At 39.3% G+C, this 19909-nt stretch carries 17 protein-coding genes, 1 tRNA gene and 1 pseudogene; 8 read left to right on the forward strand and 11 right to left on the reverse strand.

Features of this window, described 5'->3' with window-relative positions:
• Nucleotides 1-13: 13 nt before the first annotated feature.
• Nucleotides 14-1180: a cupin domain-containing protein gene (locus tag A7P55_RS09325; protein ID WP_171551891.1), complete on the forward strand. Its 1167-nt coding sequence runs from the start codon at nucleotides 14-16 to the stop codon at nucleotides 1178-1180.
• Between the two features lie 403 nt (nucleotides 1181-1583).
• Here the strand turns inward: A7P55_RS09325 and A7P55_RS09330 are convergent, their stop codons facing one another.
• The 4 genes from A7P55_RS09330 to pyrC all read right to left on the reverse strand — a co-directional run bounded on the left by A7P55_RS09330 (nucleotide 1584) and on the right by pyrC (nucleotide 3970).
• A complete protein-coding gene (locus A7P55_RS09330; RefSeq protein WP_252727847.1) occupies nucleotides 1584-2030 on the reverse strand; it encodes an Arm DNA-binding domain-containing protein in 447 nt (148 codons plus the stop codon).
• Nucleotides 2031-2190: 160 nt separating this feature from the next.
• A tRNA-Glu gene (locus A7P55_RS09335) sits at nucleotides 2191-2266 on the reverse strand.
• 19 nt (nucleotides 2267-2285) lie between these two features.
• Nucleotides 2286-2951: a ribonuclease T gene (gene rnt, locus A7P55_RS09340; protein WP_016540473.1), complete on the reverse strand. Its 666-nt coding sequence runs from the start codon at nucleotides 2949-2951 to the stop codon at nucleotides 2286-2288.
• Nucleotides 2936-3970, reverse strand: a complete 1035-nt coding sequence (gene pyrC, locus A7P55_RS09345) for a dihydroorotase (protein ID WP_171551892.1) — start codon at nucleotides 3968-3970, stop codon at nucleotides 2936-2938. The genes rnt and pyrC overlap by 16 nt, the downstream gene beginning before the upstream one ends.
• Before the next feature lie 163 nt (nucleotides 3971-4133).
• On the opposite strand from pyrC, the gene A7P55_RS09350 reads away from it, so the two are divergent.
• A complete protein-coding gene (locus A7P55_RS09350; RefSeq protein ID WP_171551893.1) occupies nucleotides 4134-5411 on the forward strand; it encodes a diguanylate cyclase in 1278 nt (425 codons plus the stop codon).
• Between the two features lie 51 nt (nucleotides 5412-5462).
• Here A7P55_RS09350 and A7P55_RS09355 read toward each other — a convergent pair whose 3' ends face one another.
• On the reverse strand, nucleotides 5463-6668 hold the full coding sequence (locus A7P55_RS09355; protein WP_171551894.1) for a L,D-transpeptidase: 1206 nt from the start codon (nucleotides 6666-6668) through the stop codon (nucleotides 5463-5465).
• Between the two features lie 463 nt (nucleotides 6669-7131).
• Here A7P55_RS09355 and hemE point away from each other — a divergent pair, with 463 nt between their 5' ends.
• The 5 genes and pseudogenes from hemE to A7P55_RS22865 all read left to right on the forward strand — a co-directional run bounded on the left by hemE (nucleotide 7132) and on the right by A7P55_RS22865 (nucleotide 12524).
• The gene (gene hemE / locus A7P55_RS09360; protein WP_171551895.1) at nucleotides 7132-8205 is read left to right on the forward strand and encodes a uroporphyrinogen decarboxylase; all 1074 of its coding nucleotides are present in this window, start codon (nucleotides 7132-7134) and stop codon (nucleotides 8203-8205) included.
• 42 nt (nucleotides 8206-8247) lie between these two features.
• The gene (locus A7P55_RS09365; RefSeq protein ID WP_171551896.1) at nucleotides 8248-9042 is read left to right on the forward strand and encodes a DUF817 family protein; all 795 of its coding nucleotides are present in this window, start codon (nucleotides 8248-8250) and stop codon (nucleotides 9040-9042) included.
• A gap of 183 nt (nucleotides 9043-9225) precedes the next feature.
• Nucleotides 9226-9696 carry a DUF3015 family protein gene (locus A7P55_RS09370; protein ID WP_016163047.1) on the forward strand — a complete coding sequence of 157 codons (471 nt, stop codon included), beginning with the start codon at nucleotides 9226-9228 and terminating at the stop codon, nucleotides 9694-9696.
• A 79-nt stretch (nucleotides 9697-9775) separates the two neighbouring features.
• Nucleotides 9776-11656: a DUF4105 domain-containing protein gene (locus A7P55_RS09375; protein WP_171551897.1), complete on the forward strand. Its 1881-nt coding sequence runs from the start codon at nucleotides 9776-9778 to the stop codon at nucleotides 11654-11656.
• A gap of 2 nt (nucleotides 11657-11658) precedes the next feature.
• A pseudogene (locus A7P55_RS22865) lies at nucleotides 11659-12524 on the forward strand (PoNe immunity protein domain-containing protein).
• Here A7P55_RS22865 and A7P55_RS09385 read toward each other — a convergent pair.
• The 6 genes from A7P55_RS09385 to trpD form a co-directional block, all read right to left on the reverse strand.
• Nucleotides 12503-12865: a cupin domain-containing protein gene (locus A7P55_RS09385; RefSeq protein ID WP_171551899.1), complete on the reverse strand. Its 363-nt coding sequence runs from the start codon at nucleotides 12863-12865 to the stop codon at nucleotides 12503-12505. The pseudogene A7P55_RS22865 and the gene A7P55_RS09385 sit on opposite strands and share 22 nt — an antisense overlap.
• 15 nt (nucleotides 12866-12880) lie before the next feature.
• Nucleotides 12881-13429, reverse strand: a complete 549-nt coding sequence (folE, locus tag A7P55_RS09390) for a GTP cyclohydrolase I FolE (RefSeq protein ID WP_005202404.1) — start codon at nucleotides 13427-13429, stop codon at nucleotides 12881-12883.
• 91 nt (nucleotides 13430-13520) lie between these two features.
• Complete coding sequence (locus tag A7P55_RS09395; RefSeq protein WP_171551900.1) at nucleotides 13521-14210, reverse strand: Smr/MutS family protein; 690 nt, start codon at nucleotides 14208-14210, stop codon at nucleotides 13521-13523.
• 175 nt (nucleotides 14211-14385) lie between these two features.
• Nucleotides 14386-14811 (reverse strand): hypothetical protein, encoded by a 426-nt coding sequence (locus tag A7P55_RS09400; protein WP_171551901.1) that lies wholly within the window; start codon nucleotides 14809-14811, stop codon nucleotides 14386-14388.
• A gap of 129 nt (nucleotides 14812-14940) precedes the next feature.
• The gene (gene trpC / locus A7P55_RS09405; RefSeq protein ID WP_171551902.1) at nucleotides 14941-15747 is read right to left on the reverse strand and encodes an indole-3-glycerol phosphate synthase TrpC; all 807 of its coding nucleotides are present in this window, start codon (nucleotides 15745-15747) and stop codon (nucleotides 14941-14943) included.
• Between the two features lie 9 nt (nucleotides 15748-15756).
• A complete protein-coding gene (gene trpD, locus A7P55_RS09410; protein ID WP_016540486.1) occupies nucleotides 15757-16806 on the reverse strand; it encodes an anthranilate phosphoribosyltransferase in 1050 nt (349 codons plus the stop codon).
• Nucleotides 16807-17176: 370 nt separating this feature from the next.
• Between trpD and A7P55_RS09415 the strand changes: the two genes are divergently transcribed.
• The gene (locus A7P55_RS09415; RefSeq protein ID WP_171551903.1) at nucleotides 17177-19909 is read left to right on the forward strand and encodes a TonB-dependent receptor; all 2733 of its coding nucleotides are present in this window, start codon (nucleotides 17177-17179) and stop codon (nucleotides 19907-19909) included.

The raw sequence follows: 19909 nt of genomic DNA on the forward strand, positions 1-19909 counted from the left end.
AAGCGAGGATGAAATGCTAAAGAAATATATGAATCAAGAGGCAATAAATGAATTTAATAAACACTATAAAGAATCAAAGTGGTGGTTTAAAAAAAATGCTTTCCAAGACATGAATTTGTTTACTTGGGAAAATTTAAGTGACATAGTCTCTACCCATGATTTTGATGATCTAGATTTGGTATTTGCAAAATCTCAGTTACAGTTTAACCCTCTTAGTAAAAAAAGGAAAAAAATTGCTCATACAGTAAATATTTCTAAAATTTTTTCAGATTATATTAAAGAAGGACATACTTTAATTCTAAATAGTGCACATCGATGGCATCCACCTTTATCTAAATTTTGCTTATGCTTGGGGCACGAATTAAGCACCTATACTCAAACAAATATGTATGCTTCATGGAATAAAGATAAAGGTGCATTCGGTAAGCATTGGGATGAACATGATGCTTTAATCATTCAGCTTGATGGTCGAAAACATTGGAAAATGTTTGGAAAAGCTGATGAAAATGCTGTTTCACATGAATACAGCAAAGGCACGAGTGAAGTGCTTTTAAGTGAGTTTATTATGGAAAAAGGGGATATATTATATATTCCAATGGGGCAAGTTCATTCTGTTGAGATGGAGGATGATATTTCTTTACATGCGACAGTTGGAATTAGAAGGTTAACAGGGCTTGATCTTTTTGCATGGTTGAAAGATCAAGTCGCTAGCCTGCCGGAATTTAGAAAACGAATACCAGATATTAAAGATAAAGCCGAATTAACAAAATTTATGGAAAATTTTTTCAGGAATCTCTCCACTATCCAGTGGGATACCAAAGCAGGAGCTACGAGCGTAGAAAGCCATATAAAATCTAAGATTTCTACTAGACCTTATATAAGTTTTCCTAATGTAGGGCTTTCGAGTGAAAACAAACAACTAGATAATAAAAAATTTTCTATTAATTCTTTTATTACCTATATAGGTAATCATAAATCAGGGCTCAAAGTTAGTGATGGTGTTAAAAAATGGGTAGTTCCTTCTAGTGTAGCTGTAAGTTTTAAACAACTATTAGATGGAGAGTTGGTAGATTATGATTTAATTTGTTTAGAGGGTTTAAATAATGGGATTGATAAAAATATGATTGAAAAAATCTGTAGTGATATGTTAAATGAAGGAGTGGTAACTTTACACTTATAATAAATATTTACTAAAATAGTAGTTTTAAAAAAGCCTAGAAAATATTCAGGGCTTTTTTATGCTTATAGAAATATTAAAATTATACCTTTTTTGATGAAAATTATTAAACTTTAAAAGTTATAATTATTCAACTCTAACAAAATTTTATTCAATATTGATTGAACTATAATAAAACTATTGACGTTAATAATTATTTCCAATTCGCTGACCATATTATCATTCGGTTTTTACAGGCTATTTAGTAAAGAGTAACAGAATTATTACTTCAGGGGAGTGGTTTTGTGTGCTTCTCGTCCTTTGCTCGTTGCAATAGGGTAGCTAAGGGGCGGCTTGTGCGTGCTAATTCTTTACTATCAGTCTGTCTACTCTTGCTCATTCGCCACCATAAAGTTGCATTCTGAATTCATGCAATGAGTTTTAAGTAAGGTTTATGGGATGTGGACAAAAAATAAGAATCAAAAACTTTCAATATTGATAAGCAATTTTGTAAAGCAATCGCTTCTATCCATTGTTCTGCAATATGCCGAAAGCTATTTTTAGCATTTGCTTTTGCCTGCTGTTTTACTTGTTCTCGCATCTCAGCAGGATCAATATTATTAGCAATCTGCTGTCTAACCTCGTCACGGCGCTTTCTTGCGGCTTCTAACGTTATCGTCGGGTAAACGCCTAAAGCCAATGTATTTCTTTTACTAGTTATAGGACTTGTGTAATCCATTCGCCAATACTTACTTCCATTTTTATGTGTGTATAAGTACAGACCCGCACCGTCCGTATGCTTATTACTTGAGGAATCTTCAAACTTTAAATTTTTTACTTTGAGTGCTGTTAATTTGTTTAGCTGTCTACCCATGACAAAATTTTCCAGTACATTTATCTGATACCTTTAAATATACCGTTAAAGTACATGGATTTCAGGGGAAGATTGTGAATTCCTATATGCAACAAAAAACCCTTGAACTTAATGAATTCAAGGGTTTGTGTACTACTATGGATCACAGTAGATTTGAATTTGGCGTCCCTACGGGGATTCGAACCCCGGTTACCGCCGTGAAAGGGCGATGTCCTAGGCCTCTAGACGATAGGGACTTCTTGAGGTGGGTGTATATTAGGGTTCTGTCACCAAACTGTCAAGAAGGTGAGGAGACAGTTTGTTCAAAATATAGCAAAACAGTTCAGCCGTCTTTTGAGTATCGTATAAAGCAGAGTGCGCTTCTTTACCATCAAACTCGATTCCAGCCTGAATACAGGCACGTGCCAATACCGTTTGTCCAAACATGACCGCACTTAAAGTCACGGTATCAAAGACAGAGAAACTGTGAAACGGGTTTTGATTTTTGGTACCCGAACGTGCAATCGCTGCTTGCAGGAAACCTAAGTCAAAGTGCGCGTTATGACCCACTAAGACAGCATGGGTACAATGCTGGGCTTTACGCACTTCATTCAATGATTTGAAAATACGACGCAAAGCGCTGCGCTCATCTTCTGCCATTGCAACACGCATTGGATTGAATGGATCAATACCAATGAAGTCTAATGAGCGACGGTCAAGATTCGCACCTTCAAAAGGATTGATATGTGCTTGAAAAGATGGGCCTGGGACAAATTGCCCATTTTCATCATAGACAATTGGGATACAGGCGATTTCAAGTAGTGCATCGGTTTGAGAATTAAAGCCTGCTGTTTCCACATCGACAACAACAGGTAAAAATCCACGAAAACGCTGACCAATGACAGGCGCTTTGTTTTCTTCTTGGGTCACACTTTTCTCCATTGCAGGGTTTTACCAGCATGAAGTGGAATAATTTTCTGATCTTCAAGATAATCAAAAGATTCAGCGACGGTAATGTCTTCTTTCACTAAGGTAATGGTTGAGGTATTGCGTGGTAGGCCATAGAAATCAGCACCAAACATACTCGCAAAGCCTTCTAGACGCTCTAACTTACCAACCTGATCAAAGGCTTGTGCATAAAGTTCAATTGCATTTGGTGCACTATAGCAACCAGCACAACCACAGGCATTCTCTTTGGCATTTTGTGCATGTGGTGCACTGTCAGTACCTAAGAAAAATTTAGGATTACCACTGGTTGCGACTTCTAATAAAGTCGTTTGATGAGTCTGACGTTTTAAAATCGGTAAGCAATAGAAATGTGGTTTGACACCACCGACTAACATATCATTCCGGTTGAATAATAAATGTTGTGGGGTAATGGTTGCTGCCACATTACGATCTTGTTCCAACACAAAATTCGCCGCATCACTTGTTGTAATGTGTTCTAACACGACTTTTAATTTTGGGAACTGTTTCAATAAAGGCGACAGCACTTCATCTAAGAATTTTTTTTCACGATCAAAAATATCAACGTGATTATGCGTCACTTCTCCATGTAGTAACAATGGAACCTGATGTTCTTCCAGTTGTTCAATCACGGCATACACTTTGCGAATATCACTAACACCATTATCAGAGTTAGTGGTCGCACCCGCTGGATAAAGCTTGATGGCATTGACGAATTCAGACTCTTTAATTTTACGAACTTCATCTGGAGACGTATGATCGGTAAAATAAAGTACCATGCGTGGATCAAAATTCAAGCCTTCAGGTACATGGGCAACAATACGCTCGCGATAAGCTAAAGCTTCTTCTACCGTTTTAACGGGTGGGACAAGATTGGGCATACAAATTGCGCGGGCAAATTGTTTGGCTAAATCAGGAACAGTACGTTTTAAAGCTAAACCATCACGCAGGTGTGCGTGCCAATCATCAGGCTGCAAAAGTGTAAGAGTATTCAAGGTCTACTTCAAACTTAAAAATAATACAAATAATAATGCATAAAGTGTGAAAATGGTAACTAGAATTACGGATAAGTGGTTAAGCAAAGCGCATGACAAAATGATAATTTATGTTATTTTTTATGCGGCACAAAAATAGTGCAGCATAAAAAGAGTATCTGGGATGGACAACGGCTATGATCTTGATCAATTGCGGAGGTCAAAAGAAGACCTCGAGCAGCTTGTTGCCCAACATTCTAAATCTAAGAATACCCATCAAACTTTACCGCAAAAATTAGAAAATGAATTCTGGAAATTTAATGTAGATCGAACGCGTCTCAATGCGATTCAGTTCTTCGGTCAAGGTGTGATTACCTATACCATATTTGTGTTGTTGATCCTGCCATCTAATTTTCTCGTGATTCGTGGAAGTACATATTTTGTCCTCGATTTTATCTACAGTATTCTCAGCTTAATTGTTGTGGGGATTGCACTGTTCTTATTTTGGGCTTTTTCACGCTTTAAAAGACTCAATCCTTTATTTTATCCTGCTGCTTGCCTGATCGTATTCCTGACCATTGTATTAACCTCATTTTTGATGATGAGTGTTTCAAATCTGGTGTTGCAAAATCAGGCCATGGTCCTCATTGCATTCCTGTATATGTTGGGTTTTATCCTGAGTGGCATTCGACCACTACATATGTTATGGATTGGTTCCTTTGCCGCAATTTCGATTTTGTTTCTTTTATATTGGTTTGATAACCCTAGTGATTTTCTCATGATTGGGCGGACACTAATAGGAAGTTTACTGCTGGGTTTTTCGATTAGTGTGATGTTGACTTCAAAAGAAAGAAAAATATTTATAAAGTCCAAAATTTCAGAAATTGATGAGCAGATTTTACGGATACAAGCATCTGAGTTGTTACATCTGAGTCAGCATGACGAACTGACAGATGTGTCAAATCGACGTACCTTTGAAGAGATGTGTACCTATTACTATGATTTAGCCTGTAAAGAGCGCAAATCGCTATCGGTCTTATTTATCGATATTGATTATTTTAAAAACTATAATGATTTTTATGGGCATCAAATGGGGGATCAGGTGATTTCAGCTATTGCGAAAACCATTAAAAGCTCGATTCGACATATGGATTTTATTGCCCGTTATGGTGGGGAAGAATTTGTGGTGTTATTACCTGAAACCTCTGCACAAGGGGCTTATGCGGTCGCAACCAATATTTATCGTGCCATTGACCGCTTAATGATTCCACATGATAAATCGTTGGTGTCTAATCATGTGACTATTAGTTTGGGGATTACGGTATTTAACGGCAATCCAAAAATTAGCCAAGATATGTTGATTCATACAGCAGATAAAGCTTTGTATCGAGCAAAACAACTTGGGCGCAATCAGATTTATTATCAGCCTTTACCGAATATAGAAGAAAGTATTTTGAAATAAAAAAACCGAATATCAAGCACTGATATTCGGTTTTTGTAGAAAATGCCTAGATTATTCTAAGAATTTTACAGTCACACCTGAACGTACTTTAGCACCTAAGTCATTGGCATCCCAGTTAGTTAAACGGATACAGCCGTGTGATGCAGTCTTAGAGATTAAAGATGGGTTTGGTGTACCATGAATACCAAATGATTTTTTGCTTAAACCAATCCAAATGTTACCGACTGGTGCATTTGGACCAGGTGGTAGAGAAAGTGGTTTAAGGTTTTTACCTTGCACAAAGTTAGATGGTGAATAACTATACCAAGGGTTTTTGGCAACACCGACTACTTTATAGGTACCTGCTGGAGAAGGCGTATCAGTACTGCCAATTGTTGCAGGAAATGATGCAATCATTTGATTACGGCTGTTGAACAAATAAAGCTGTCTTGCACCTTTGTGTGCAACGATCAAATGAATATCTTCAGGTAAGTCATTGCGGACATTGGCCACAATAATTTTTTCACCCGCTTTTTTAAATGTTGCAGTTGGATTCAGTTTCTTTAAGAAATTTTCATCCATATGGAATTTTTCACCTAACATCTCTGTTACGCGGGTGTAATACAAACCTTTCATTTTTGCTTGTAGTGCATAATCAGAAGGGATTGAGTCAGCATATGGACCTTTTAAGTCTGCGTCGGTAATCGTGTACTCAACATAAGCTGGCTTGGTCTGCTTAGCAACCAATGCATCCCAAGTTTCCTTGGTTAACTGACCTGTTGGTGTTAAACCATTCATTTGCTGGAATGATGCAATCGCTTTTAAAGTATTTTTACCATTTGAACCATCAATCGCACCTGGTGATGCGTGTGCATTGTTCAACATGACATGCGCGCGAGCATAGGCTGGCAGTTGTCCTTTTGGTAAAGCTTCAGGGTATTCAGCATTATTCATGCTGTCTAAAGTCCATGAAATTTTAGCAGCTGGAGCAGTGGTTGTTGCCGTGGTGGTATCCGGTGTATTTTCTAATTTTTGCGATACAACTGATGCGGCACCTGTATTGACTTGTGGCTCTGACACTGCTGGGGCTGCGACGCTTGACGCAGGATCAGCAACTACACTAGAAGCCGCACGTTCAATGGCTAACGGATCAATAGGATCTTGGACCGAACCTGTAATTTGTTTTGGATTTAATGGTTGCTCAGTTGTTGGAGCAGCGAAAGCAACATTAGCAAGAATACAACTTAAACTCATAGCGAGTAATGAGCGAACAAACATGTAATTCAACCTTAAGAATTATTCATATTGGGATAGAGGGGCTGTTGGCGTTTCATGCATGCTTGCGACAGAGGACGTATTTTGTCGGTACAAGGCATGACTTACTATATTTAGTAATTCTAAATAAGTAAGGCGTAACGCAGTAGCGGCAGAAAATGCCCCTGTCCCGAAGGGTTATGGCTAAAACTGCTTCAAACTTCGTTATGAAACTTGATAAGGGGACGCCATTACCTACGTTTCATGCCTTGTTTGAGTTGTTTTAGCCTATAACGCAATGCATGGCTGAAATGTCAACAGCCCCTAACATGTTGCAAGTATTACAGAAAATAATGCCGCTTGCAGTAGCAGTTTTGTGTAAAAGCGAAATTTATTTCAGCTCATAAATTTGAATGCGATTGAAATTATAAATTCCAAGCTAACTTTGTTATGATGCGCGCTACATGAAACAATTTAGAGATTGGTAATGACAACGTTGAAAAATGATCGTTTCTTACGAGCTTTATTACGTGAGCCTGTAGACACCACACCTGTATGGATGATGCGTCAAGCAGGGCGTTATTTACCAGAATATCGTGAAACTCGTGCGCAGGCAGGGGATTTCTTATCTCTATGTAAAAATACTGACTTTGCTTGTGAAGTGACTTTACAGCCATTGCGCCGTTATGAGCTTGATGCTGCGATTTTATTTTCAGATATTTTAACGGTTCCTGATGCTTTAGGTTTAGGTCTATATTTTGAAACAGGCGAAGGGCCAAAGTTTCATAAAACAGTACGTACTGAACAAGATGTGGCAAATTTACCTAAATTAAATGCTAAGTCTGATTTGGCTTATGTCATGAATGCCGTTTCGACCATTCGTTCTGCTTTAAATGGCCAAGTTCCTTTGATTGGTTTCTCTGGCAGTCCGTGGACTTTAGCAACTTATATGGTTGAAGGTGGATCAAGTAAAGAGTTTCGCTTCATTAAAAATATGATGTACGCGCAGCCAGAAGTGTTACATGCTTTGCTAGATCATTTGGCTGATTCAGTGATTGATTATTTGAACGCGCAAATTGATGCAGGTGCACAAGCGATTCAGATTTTTGATAGCTGGGGCGGAGCGCTCGCGCATAGAGAATATATTGAATTTTCATTGAATTATATGACCAAGATTATTGCAGGTCTTCAACGTGAAAAAAATGGTCAACGTATTCCGATCATTGTGTTTACCAAAGGTGGCGGGCAATGGCTGGAAACCATGCTAACCACGGGTGCTGATGCGTTTGGTCTAGATTGGACCACACCACTTTATACTGCTCGTGATGTGGTTGCAGGACGGGCTGCATTACAAGGTAATTTAGATCCAGCTGTACTTTATGGTTCAGCCGCTTCAATTGAAAAATCAGTGAAAGCAATGATTGATGATGCTTATGCAAATGGTGAAAAAACAGGCTACATCGCAAATTTAGGTCATGGTATTACTCAATGGGTCGATCCAGCACAACCTAAGATTTTTGTAGATACTGTTCATGAATACAGTGCTAAATATTTAGGTTGATATTTTTAAGTACTTCAAGATAAACACGCTAGGATCAGTTTTGTGCAGTTGATTGTATTACCGCTCAACTTTATCTTTAAGGCAGCTTCGGCTGCCTTATTTGGATTGTTGCTTTTGATTGCATTTGCAGTCACCGCACCGATGGGAAGCCATGAATATTATGGTTTCTACCGTTATGACTATTTGTTGTTCTATGCCTTGATCATTCAAGTCTGCCTGATCTATTTAAAGCTTGAGTCATGGGCAGAAGCAAAAGTCATTGCTTTATTCCATGTCATGGCAATGGGAATGGAAATATTTTTGACCCACCCAGCGATTGCCTCATGGCAGTACCCACAACCAGCGGTATTGAAGTTACTTACTGTGCCATTGTTTGCCGGTTTTATGTATTCAGCAGTGGGGAGTTTTTTTGCTCGATCTTTGCGACTTTATAACGTCTCATTCGAGAATTTGCCGAATTTTGGCAATATGCTGTGTTTGGCAGTGTTGTCTTATCTCAACTTTATGACCAAGTTTTTTATTCCTGATATTCGTGTTGCATTATTTATTTGGAGCATTTTGATTTTCTGGAAAACAAAACTTTATTTTCAATTGCAACAGCATCGTTTTAGAGTGCCGATGTTGCCGATTTTATTGTTACTTGCCTTCTTGATCTGGATTGCAGAGAACATCAGTACCTTCTATAAAATTTGGTTGTACCCAAGCCAAGTCGATGCTTGGCATATGGTGGGGTGGGGTAAATTAGGTTCATGGTATTTATTATTATTGCTGAGCTTAGTGTTGGTATTAAAAATCTTGGGGACGCGAGATAAAAATGGAGCTTGGCAGTTAAATTAAGCCATTCGAGATCGTTTAAAACGGGCATCTGATTTCCTTTTGTTATGAATATTTCAGATATATTTCAAAATTTATTTGCTAAAGCGCGCTAAGCTCGCTATTTTAACTTTTGTGTAGGAAAAATTACACAACACAATAGTGATAACAAATACTGAAGAATAATTGATACTGGAGATCGTTCCTATGTTAAAAAAAATTGCATTAGCTGCTCTATTGGCCGCTGGTTCAACAGTTGCAATGGCTGACAATGATGTCGGTTGTGGTGCTGGTACACAAATTTGGGCAGGTAAAAAAGGTGTTGCACCTAAAATTCTTGCTGCGACAACCAATGGTATTTTTACGAACCAATTATTAGGTATTACTTTTGGTACTTTAGGATGCCGTCAAGGTGGTACTGTAACAGCTCAAGTGGTGACTTTCACCAATGAAAATGCTGAATCTTTAGCGCGCGATATGGCGGTTGGTCAAGGTGAAAGCTTAAATGTACTCGCTGAATTAATGCAGATTAAAGCCAATGACAAAGCACGTTTCTTTGCTGTGTCTAAAGCAAACTTTGCTGAAATTTATTCAAGTAAAAATGCAAACTCGCTTCAAGTTTTAGATGCTTTACAAAGTGTGATGGCAAAAGACGCAGTGCTTAAAGCATACGTTTAATTTGCTACATGTTAAAACCCTGTCTTGATGACAGGGTTTTCTTATACCTACGATCATTATTCTTAAAAATTGCGATTGAATGAAATTAGCTACTTTTGCACTTGCATCTTTGATGTGCCACTTTGCCCATGCTGCGGTTGAATCTGATATTCAAATTTATTTAGATCTTGCCAACACAAAACAATTAGATCAGCACATCACTTGGCAACGCTTGATGTACGTGGATCAAAAACAAAATAGTGAAGTCACTTATGCGGGCTATTTTTATGCCAAAGATGGCAAAACCAATTTAAAGAGTGAATTACAGGCCGATATTCGTGCCTTATTTGTAGAAGCTGCGGATAATCAATCGATTCGTTGTAAATTTCCCGCGCGTAGCCGTTGGCTAATGCAACAGTTTAATATCGATGTGAAACTACTTCCCAACGTCAATTGCGTTGAATTTGAGGAGTGGATCAACCAAATCAAGCCGTATAAAGCGACTTTGATTTATGCAACGGATTTTATGGGTAATCCAAGTTCGATGTTTGGACATACCTTACTACGCCTAGACCCTAAAGATCAGAAGCAACTCAATCTAGTGTCCTATGCAGTGAATTATGCTGCCACAGTGAAAGGTGATGATAACTGGTCTTATGCATGGAAAGGCTTAACAGGGCAGTATCCTGGTGAATATTCATTAATGCCGTATTACCGCAAAGTCAAAGAATACGGTGATTTTGAAAGCCGTGACCTGTGGGAATATGAGCTCAATCTCACACCAGAGGAAACTCGCTTTCTGGTTGAGCATATTTGGGAAATGCAGCATGTGAGTTTCCCTTATTATTTTGTTAGCGATAACTGTGCCTACCGTTTACTCGGCTTAATTGATTTAGTACGTCCAAATTTAAACTTAAAACAGCAATTTAACTATGCTGCCATTCCGATTGAAACTTTGAAGGCTGTCGATCAAGAAGACTTAGTGAAAGAAGTCGTGTATCGACCAGCTTTAGAAACGCAGTTACTTGCACAAGCCAAACAACATGGCACAGCTTTAGCCAAAGTCGCTCATCAGATTGCCTTTACCGAGACAGATCTGGCTCAACCGATTTTAAAAGCATATCAGCCACAAGATCAGGCCAAGATTTTAGAAATGGCTTATGACGATTTATATCTACAATATATTAGCCATAAGGCAGATGCGGATTTTGCCCAACCACAACTACGACAGTTACTTGCTCAGCGTAGTCAAATCGAGGTTGATAAACAGCGTCAAGAACCGATACGTCCGATAAAGCAGCCTGTAGAAGGACATCATGCACGAAATCTTTCTGTGAATATGGGGGAGGTACAAGGGCAAAAATTTGTTGAGCTCGGTCACCGCCAGGCCTATCACGATTTGATTGATCCACAAGGTGGCTATCGGACAGGGACGCAACTCTTATTTTTAGATGGCAGTTTGCAATACCGTGAGGACAAGCTCAAGCTCGAACATTTAGATCTATTGTTAGTGAATTCCTATAACCCGATTCAGCCATTTAAAGCGCCAATCACTTGGGGTTTTAATTTAGGTTGGAAACAAGAAGCGATTGAGAAGGGGCAGTTTAGTGAAGATGCACAACATGGCGTGATGAATCTGAATATGCAAGTCGGTTATAGCGTGGCAGATTATGATCGTCGACATCTGTGTTATGCCCAACTACAAAGTCATATTCAAGGCGGTAAAAATTTAGATAAAGGCTGGCGTATTGGAGCTGGGCCGACTGTAGGGTGTATGAATGTATGGTCTGATAATATCAACAGCGTGGTACAGGTAGAATTACCGTATTGGCAAGATCAGAGCCAGTGGAATTTAAGAGTCGGTACACAGCTGCAATATAGTCTGAACTCAAATCAGGCGCTAAGAATGAGCTGGGATTATGAGCAACAGGATCATAAAGATTGGAATAAAATTGGCGTGAGCTATGTACGGTTTTTTTAATAATGAATGATATTGATCAAGCACAAGAATTTGAAAAATTACTACAACAATTGGATGAGGTTCAAGAAAGTATCTCTGACCCAAAAAAATGGAGAATTTCTCAACCGGGATCTTTAAGCCATTGGAATGATATTAAAGCGCAAGTCTCGGAGTATAGAGAAAATGAAAGTTTATACTTTGATCCTTATGCAGTTGATGATCTGGATGTCTATCAGTTATTAGAGCAGGAAATATATTTTAAAAATTTCTGTTTGGAGCTGACCTATCTGATTCGTCTTGCTTATGATCTGGGTTTGGCTTCAACACAAATCCGAGAAATTTATCTGTCTGTTTATCAGTTCTGGTTGGCCTATGCTGACTTACTGTCACTCATTCAGTCGCATGGACAACAGCTTGGTGTTGCTGCAATAGAACTCACCATAGATTACAGCCATGCATTGTTATTGCTTTGCTGCGCAATGTGTTATGGAGATGAGGCTGATATTATAAAAATAATCGATGGATTGTTAGCTTATCCTTCAGATCGGCTGATTGATTTGATTAGCTATCCTCATCTTGAGGTTGAAACGATTAGCGAGAATTACGCAGTTGATTATCCATTTAAACAGTTAGATGGCCTCTTGAATACAACAGTCGACGCGTCTACGATGAGTTTGTATTTACAACAGCTTGAACATGATCAGCAGCAAGGTAAATATTGGGAAAAGAAATTTTTCCACAAAATTGCATTGTGGGGGAGGTGGCGCTTTGAAGCTTTGATGATCTGTAAATTATATGCAATTGAACTGGATGAAATGAAAAATTTCGAGAGTTTTCCAGATGAGTTTGAAATTTAAAGAGGATTGATCAAACCTCAACAATCACATAGTATTTTTTAACTGCTTCAATGACTTCAAATGTACCAACAAATGCGGGTGGGATAATTCCTGCATTTCCAGCAGTCACTTCAATAAAAGAATTGGTTTTTGCATCGTGGATACGCACAATTCCTTCAATGACCTGAAAAAACTCTTGTTTATTTTCAGCAAATTGAATATTCCAAGCACCAACTTCACATTGCCAAATGCCACAGTCCATATGTGGATGTTCATATAAACTATAGGTTAAACGTTCAGGATTACCTCGAACCAAACGATCGGGACGAGGATAATCAATAGTTGCTTCATTTGCGATTAAATCGCCGAAACCTGCTAACTGAACTGATGACATTCTAGGTTGCCCAGCTTAATAGTTTTCAGGAACAGCGCTTAAGAATTCACGACGTACATCTTTGTCTGTTTTAAAGTCACCAACAAAAGAAACCGTACGTGTGGTTGATTCTTGTTTACCTACACCGCGCATCATCATGCACATATGCGCAGAGTCAATCACAACTGCAACACCACGTGCTTGAGTCACTTCAGCAACTGCTTCTGCAATTTGCTGTGTCAAGTTCTCTTGAACTTGTAGACGACGTGCAAACATTTCTGTAATACGCGCAAATTTCGATAAACCTAAAACTTGACCTTCAGGTAAATATGCAATGTGTACACGACCATAGAATGGCAGTAGGTGATGTTCACAAAGTGAATAAAATTCAATATTTTTGACCAATACCATTTCATGGTTATCGGAAGGGAAGAGCGCACTATTTGTAACTTCTTCAAGCGTTTTGCTATAGCCAGAAGTTAAAAAAGAGAAAGCTTTAGCCGCACGCATTGGCGTATCTTTTAAGCCCGGGCGATTTAGGTCTTCACCAACGGCAGTTAAGATATTTGCGTACGATTGCTGCATAGACATAACAATGTTCACTTAGGTGGGTTGAACAAAAACGGCAATTGTATCAGAAAACGATTAGAAATCTTAATTTTGATAAAAATGCCGATTACTGTTTGTACTTAGGGTTCTTTTCGGCACGTTTGAGTAAGACTAAAACAGCACCTGTACCGCCTTGATTTTCAGGGGCACTGACGAAAGCAAGTACATCACGATGCTGTCTGAGCCAACCATTGACATAGGTTTTCAAGATTGCTTCAGGACCTTTGCCATGTACAATTTTAACGACATTTTGATTTTCATCTTTGGCCATCTGAATCACTTGCAAAACGGCGGCGCGTGCTTGTTCAACAGTACAACCATGCAAATCGACTGCTTCAAACCAGCGAATTTTGCCTGCTTTTAAATCTTCAAATACTTTGTGCTGCAAGGTTGCAATGCGATAGCTTAAAGCCGCTTGGCTGGCAACAGGGTTTAAGATCGCTTGGGTATCTGAAATTTCTGTAAGTTCTTGCTCAGCTCCACCTTCTGCTGCAGCACGTTTTGCCAAAGTTTGGGCATCGACTTTTTTGCTACGCGCAACTTTAGTATCGGCAATATTCTGATTGTCGATGGGTTTTACCCCAAGTAGGGCTTTTTTAAAAAGTTCAGTATCTTCCAACTCTTCAGCAGCGGCTGGAGTCTTTTGTGACTCTGCTTGTTTGGCAATCACACTCGCTTGCGGATTGGAAATTTGCTTTTTAAAGGCTTTCAGTAAATTAAACTGATCTTTAGAAAGCGATGAATCGTGTTTACTCATAATTATATAAAAATAGGCAAGCGACTAGAGATGTAAAATTATAGTCCGAAACCGTGATGATTTGAACTGAATTGCATTCATGGCGAAATACGTATTTTAAAAGTATTAAAAAATGGTCAAACGAGAGGAGTGTAAATTCATTTTGATTCTTTATTTTAATTGCCATCTACAATAGCTAAATCTCTGAGCGTGTTAGAAGCTTTATAATCCGTGATTGATCTAAGCCTTTATTTTTAAAACGATCATAAAACTCAAAGCAGATATGCTTATTGATTTCAACACGGGGTAAAGTTTCGTCGAAGGCAAAATAACGAATATAGCCAGATTGATCCATCACAATCGCGAGTCGTTCGATTTGACGTCGTTTCTTGGGGAACATTTTATATTGTTTTACGATGCCACATTCTTCAGATTTAATGTAAGTCTTTGCGGGAGAAAAAAACATAGCAATGCCAACAAGAATAAGTCCAGGAATTAAAGTAAAGAAATAAACGACTCTTGGATCTTTAAAACGCTGAATTTTTTCGTAGAAAAATAGATGACTATAAATAGGAAAGCCAACTAAAAAGATCAGTCCCAAGATTAATAAAAAATTACTCACATTGTTCCATCAATATTTAATCTTTGAGTATTTTCGAACTCTAATTTTTATTCTTTATTTAGAGTCTATATCTAGTTCTAGCAACCTTTAAAAGGTTCAAGGCAGAATTTTACCTTGAACCTGATTTGTTTAGATCCGATCAGGCCGCCCAAACAATTCATTAAATGCTTGATCAGGGCGAGGTTGTTTCATAAAGCTTTCACCGACAAGGAAAGTATGAATATCATTGGCTTGCATCATGTCTACATCCGCAGGCGTGGCAATACCACTTTCAGTCACCAAGATACGGGAAGCAGGCAATAATTTCTTTAAACGTAATGACGTATTTAAATCAACATCAAAGGTTTTAAGATTGCGGTTATTCACACCCAAAATACATTGCTCAGAAAGTTTTAAAGCACGTTCTAACTCATATTCATCATGCACTTCAACCAACACATCCAACTGATGTTCAAATGCGGTTTTCGACATTTCTTCGAGTTGTTGGTCAGATAAACAAGCCACGATCAATAAAATACAATCTGCTTGTAGTGCACGTGCTTCAACTACATTGTAAGGATCAATCAAAAAGTCTTTACGCAAAGCTGGTAGGGCACAATGCTGACGTGCAATCGCAATATTTTCGTCTGCGCCTTGGAAGAAATCCACATCGGTTAATACCGATAAGCAAGCAGCACCTGCCTGCTCATACTGCTGGGCAATCTCCGCAGGATTAAAGTCTGCACGGATCACACCTTTAGACGGTGATGCTTTTTTAATTTCAGCAATTACAGCAGGACGTTTGTGTTGTAAGGCATTGGCAAAACCACGAACAGGGGTGGCTTGTTTTGCCCACTGCTCAACATCATGCAAGCTACGTTGTTTTAAACGTGCTGCAAGTTCCTCATGTTTGCGGTCAACAATTTTACCTAAAATGGTATTTTGAATATCGATCATGAGAAGTCCTTAATCTGCCTGATATTGTTTCAATGTCTTGGTAAATTCAGCCAAGATACTCATTTTTTCTAAGGCCTGTCCGCCGTAGAGAATATCTTGAGCCAGCTCAACGGCTTGTTTATAGGTCTTGGTAATGCCTGCGACGTAAATGCCTGCACCTGCATTCAGCGCAATCATATTTGCGGCTTTTTCGCCTACGTCTGATTTGTCACGACTTAAAGCATCTTTGATCAGTTTTAAGCTTTCTTCTGAACTATTCACCACTAAACCAGTGAGGGTTTGAGAGGCGATACCAACGTCTTCTGGGTTCAGCGTCCATTCGGTAACTTCGCCATCTTTAAGCTCAGCCACTGCGGTTGGCGCAGCTAGGCTAATTTCATCTAGGCCATCTTTAGAATGTACAACCAGTACATGTACTGCACCGAGCTGTTTGAGTACTTCGGCAATCGGACGACACAATTCATCTGAGAATACGCCAATCACAAAACGATTTACGCCAGCCGGATTGGTCAAAGGGCCAAGTAAGTTAAAAATGCTGCGAATGCCCAATTCACGACGGGGTGCCACTGCATATTTCATGGCTTTATGATGATTTGGCGCAAACAGGAAACCTACGCCCATTTCACGGATACAGCGTTCCGTTTGCTGCATGTCTAAATCAAGTTGAATGCCAATCTGTTCAAGCACGTCAGAAGAACCCGATTTGCTGGATACACCGCGGTTACCATGTTTCGCAATGGTTGCTCCCGCAGCCGCAATCACAAAACTTGAAGCGGTTGAAACATTAAATAAGTTTTGACCATCACCACCTGTACCTACGATATCTACCAGATGAGGAATATCACTGACATCAATTTTAATCGCAAACTCACGCATGATACGTGCAGCAGCTGTAATTTCATCAATACTTTCACCCTTCATGCGTAAACCCATCATTAGCGCACCGATTTGAGCATCAGTGGCTTCACCTTGCATGATACTGCGCATGACATCTTCCATTTGTGGCTGGGTTAGATGGATGTTCTTGGTAATATTATTGAGTGCCTGTTGGATATTCATAGTCATGAGTTACAGCATTTAATGATTAAAAAATTTGGATGAAAGTGGTTGATGATGAAGGATAGCTCAGCTTTTCGTGGGATGTACGCCACCCGCTAAAGGGCTATGTTAGCAGAAAATAACCCAAGATTTAGGTTGTGGCTAGAGAGTTTTTAAAATTTAACCCGTTTAAGTTGGTTGATAAATTTATGGTTGGGAGTGATTGAATGAAAAAGGTATTATTTTATGAGGGGTTTATTTGAGTTTTTATGATAAATAATCAACCATTTGGTATATCTTAATCCGCCATATCTCTATAAAAAAATGTGTATAAATCAACTAAATAAAAGTGGATATATTAGGTCGGTCATAATTTTATTCATTCATAAATATGTACCTAAATTACTTGAAATATCTTGGGGCTGTTAAAAACAAAGGTTGTTTTGTTTTTGTCTTTATTGCATGTCTTCATCCATTAGAAACTCATGCTGAGACAAATATAGAACAGCCACAAATCGATGCGACATCGGATAAAGTGGTGCGTGTTGCAGTCACAGGCTCACGTATCTCCAAAGCGCAAAAAGATGGCCCAACCAGTGTAACGGTCATTACCGCAGCCGATATCGAAAAACACGGTTTTAGTAATGCTTTTGATGCCTTGAATAACTTGACCCAAAACACAGGTTTTGTACAAGGAGCGGATTATGGCAATACCTTTACGCCTGCAGCCAATGCCATCAGTTTACGTGGTTTAGGGCCGAACCATACCTTAACTTTAATTAACGGTCATCGAGTTGCAGATTATCCAGTGCCTTATGATGGCGCTGTGAATTTTGTCAATTTAGCCAATATTCCGACTGCAATTATTGACCGCATTGAAATCTTAAACGGAGGGGCTTCTGCGATTTACGGATCGGATGCGATTGCAGGTGTGGTCAATATCATCCTGAAAAAGAAAACCGATGGCACTCAATTCAATATTAAGGCGGGTGGGACCAAAGAAGGTGGCGAAAATTTACGTTTACAACTGAGTGGTAGTAAAACACTGGACAAGCTCAATCTGGTTTATGGTGTTGAACTGAGTGGGCGTGAACCGATTTGGGCGGCTGATCGTGATTTTATGTCGAGCCGAACACGTCGAGGGGAAAAGCCAGACACGATCGTTGGACGTAAAAATGCCAAGACAGGCCAGTATCTTTCAATTAATAGCTGTGAGGCATTTGATGATCTATTTAAAGGCTCAGTAACAAATATTGGCAAAGCGGGAGCAGATAACTGTGCCAGTGGTTTGGCCCGACCGACCTATTGGACAGTACAGACTAAGAATCGCAGCCAAAATGGTTATCTCGGTTTAGATTATGAGCTGAATGAGAAAACCCAATTATTCGCAGATGTTTTGATCGGTGCCAATCAAATTGAAAATAATACCCGTGGTCCGACATGGACATCTTTAGGTGCAAGTAGTGGCTATTTCCTAAACCAAGACACGGGAAATTATGAAATTTGGAGTCGTCGTTTTGCACCAGAAGAACTCGGTGGTGTTGAACAAGCCAATAAAAAATGGAAAGAACTTTCCTCCAATTTGAACTTTGGTATCCGTGGCGATATAGGGGACAGTAGTTGGCGCTATGAAGCAGCCTATAATGGCTCGATTTATACCAGTCAATTACGTAAACAAGGGCTGGTTCGCTCGAATGTTGATGAATATTTCCTAGGTCAGCGACTGGGTGTAGACCAAGATGGTATTCCAATTTATTCCCCGCATTTAGACCGTATCAGTCGGCCACTGATCGCTAGTGAGTTTAGAAGCATTTCAGGCACAACTGAAGAAAATGACAAGTCTTGGGCACAGGGCTTAACTTTAAGTGCCAATGGTGATGTGTTTGAATTGCCTGCAGGAACGGCCAAGCTTGCTGCGGTGGTAGAAATTGGACGCCAAGGTTTTACAATTAAACCCGATAAAGCGGTGGAAAATGGGGACTTCTATAATGCCACTTCCAGTGGTGAATATGGTGGGGCACGTACCCGTCAGGCATTGGGTACGGAATTATTCTTACCTTTAGCCAAGCCACTCAATTTAACCTTATCTGGACGCTATGACCGCTATGCCTTATCCGATAACAGTATTGATAAATTCACCTTTGGTTCAGGCTTAGAATTTAGACCACATCCAACCTTATTGGTGCGAGGCAATTACGCCACCAGTTTTCGTGCACCAGATATGAATTATCTGTTTTTAAATAAACAAAGAGGGTATTTCCCAAGTACCACCGATTATTTACGTTGTAGCCAAACGGGACAAGCATTAGATAAATGTAGCTTTAAAGATTATTCGCCTGGCGCGAACTACACATTAACAGGCAACAAAGATTTAAAACCCGAAGAAGGTAAATCTTATGGTGCAGGCTTTGTGTGGTCTCCGAGTAATAAGTTTGATATCTCCGTCGACTACTGGGATATCAAAATTGATAATCTAGTGACCAATCTCAGTCCAGATAAAATTTTACGTCAAGAAGCTGCTTGTCGCTTAGGAGCGCAAGATATCAATTCAGCACAATGTGTTGATGCATTGGCACGTGTAGAGCGTAATCCAGCAAATGCAGTGGTTGATCCAAATGTCATCAACAATATCAATATTGTTCCGATTAATGCAGCTTCAGATCATACTCGCGGGATTGATTTCACCAGCAAATGGCGCTGGAAAACAGAAAATGTAGGTAACTTCCTGTGGACGGTGAATTATAGTCGTGTGCTGGAACGTGAATATCAACAATCAAAAGATGGCGAGAAAGATAATTATTTAAAAGACTTAACCATTCCAGATTGGAGAGACCGCTTGAATACCAGCCTGAGTTGGAGTCTCGGGGATTGGGCATCAACCGTATTGGTCAATCGCTATGGCAAAATTCCAAACGGTGATCAAACGACTTATCTAAGCCCAACCTATTTGGTCAATTGGAGTGGAACTTATCAAATTTCACCTAAGGCTTCTGCTTCAATCATTGTGAATAATCTATTTGACAAAGTGAAACGCGATGACACAGGTGGATGGCCTTATTATCCAGTAGGATCATACTCACCAATCGGCCGTCAGGGTTGGCTGGAGTTCAATTATAAATTCTAA

The organism is Acinetobacter sp. Ac_5812, assembly GCF_013072695.1.
Classification (GTDB): Bacteria; Pseudomonadota; Gammaproteobacteria; order Pseudomonadales; family Moraxellaceae; genus Acinetobacter.

Bases quoted from the DNA above. Each gene is read 5' to 3' on its own strand.
- A7P55_RS09350 (WP_171551893.1), top strand. From the start codon at position 4,134: ATGGACAACGGCTATGATCTTGATCAATTGCGGAGGTCAAAAGAAGAC.
- A7P55_RS09325 (WP_171551891.1), top strand. From the start codon at position 14: ATGCTAAAGAAATATATGAATCAAGAGGCAATAAATGAATTTAATAAA.
- A7P55_RS09385 (WP_171551899.1), bottom strand. From the start codon at position 12,865: ATGTCATCAGTTCAGTTAGCAGGTTTCGGCGATTTAATCGCAAATGAA.
- hemE (WP_171551895.1), top strand. From the start codon at position 7,132: ATGACAACGTTGAAAAATGATCGTTTCTTACGAGCTTTATTACGTGAG.
- trpD (WP_016540486.1), bottom strand. From the start codon at position 16,806: ATGAATATCCAACAGGCACTCAATAATATTACCAAGAACATCCATCTA.
- A7P55_RS09415 (WP_171551903.1), top strand. From the start codon at position 17,177: ATGTACCTAAATTACTTGAAATATCTTGGGGCTGTTAAAAACAAAGGT.
- A7P55_RS09395 (WP_171551900.1), bottom strand. From the start codon at position 14,210: ATGAGTAAACACGATTCATCGCTTTCTAAAGATCAGTTTAATTTACTG.
- rnt (WP_016540473.1), bottom strand. From the start codon at position 2,951: ATGGAGAAAAGTGTGACCCAAGAAGAAAACAAAGCGCCTGTCATTGGT.
- folE (WP_005202404.1), bottom strand. From the start codon at position 13,429: ATGCAGCAATCGTACGCAAATATCTTAACTGCCGTTGGTGAAGACCTA.
- A7P55_RS09330 (WP_252727847.1), bottom strand. From the start codon at position 2,030: ATGGGTAGACAGCTAAACAAATTAACAGCACTCAAAGTAAAAAATTTA.
- trpC (WP_171551902.1), bottom strand. From the start codon at position 15,747: ATGATCGATATTCAAAATACCATTTTAGGTAAAATTGTTGACCGCAAA.
- A7P55_RS09375 (WP_171551897.1), top strand. From the start codon at position 9,776: ATGAAATTAGCTACTTTTGCACTTGCATCTTTGATGTGCCACTTTGCC.
- A7P55_RS09370 (WP_016163047.1), top strand. From the start codon at position 9,226: ATGTTAAAAAAAATTGCATTAGCTGCTCTATTGGCCGCTGGTTCAACA.
- A7P55_RS09355 (WP_171551894.1), bottom strand. From the start codon at position 6,668: ATGTTTGTTCGCTCATTACTCGCTATGAGTTTAAGTTGTATTCTTGCT.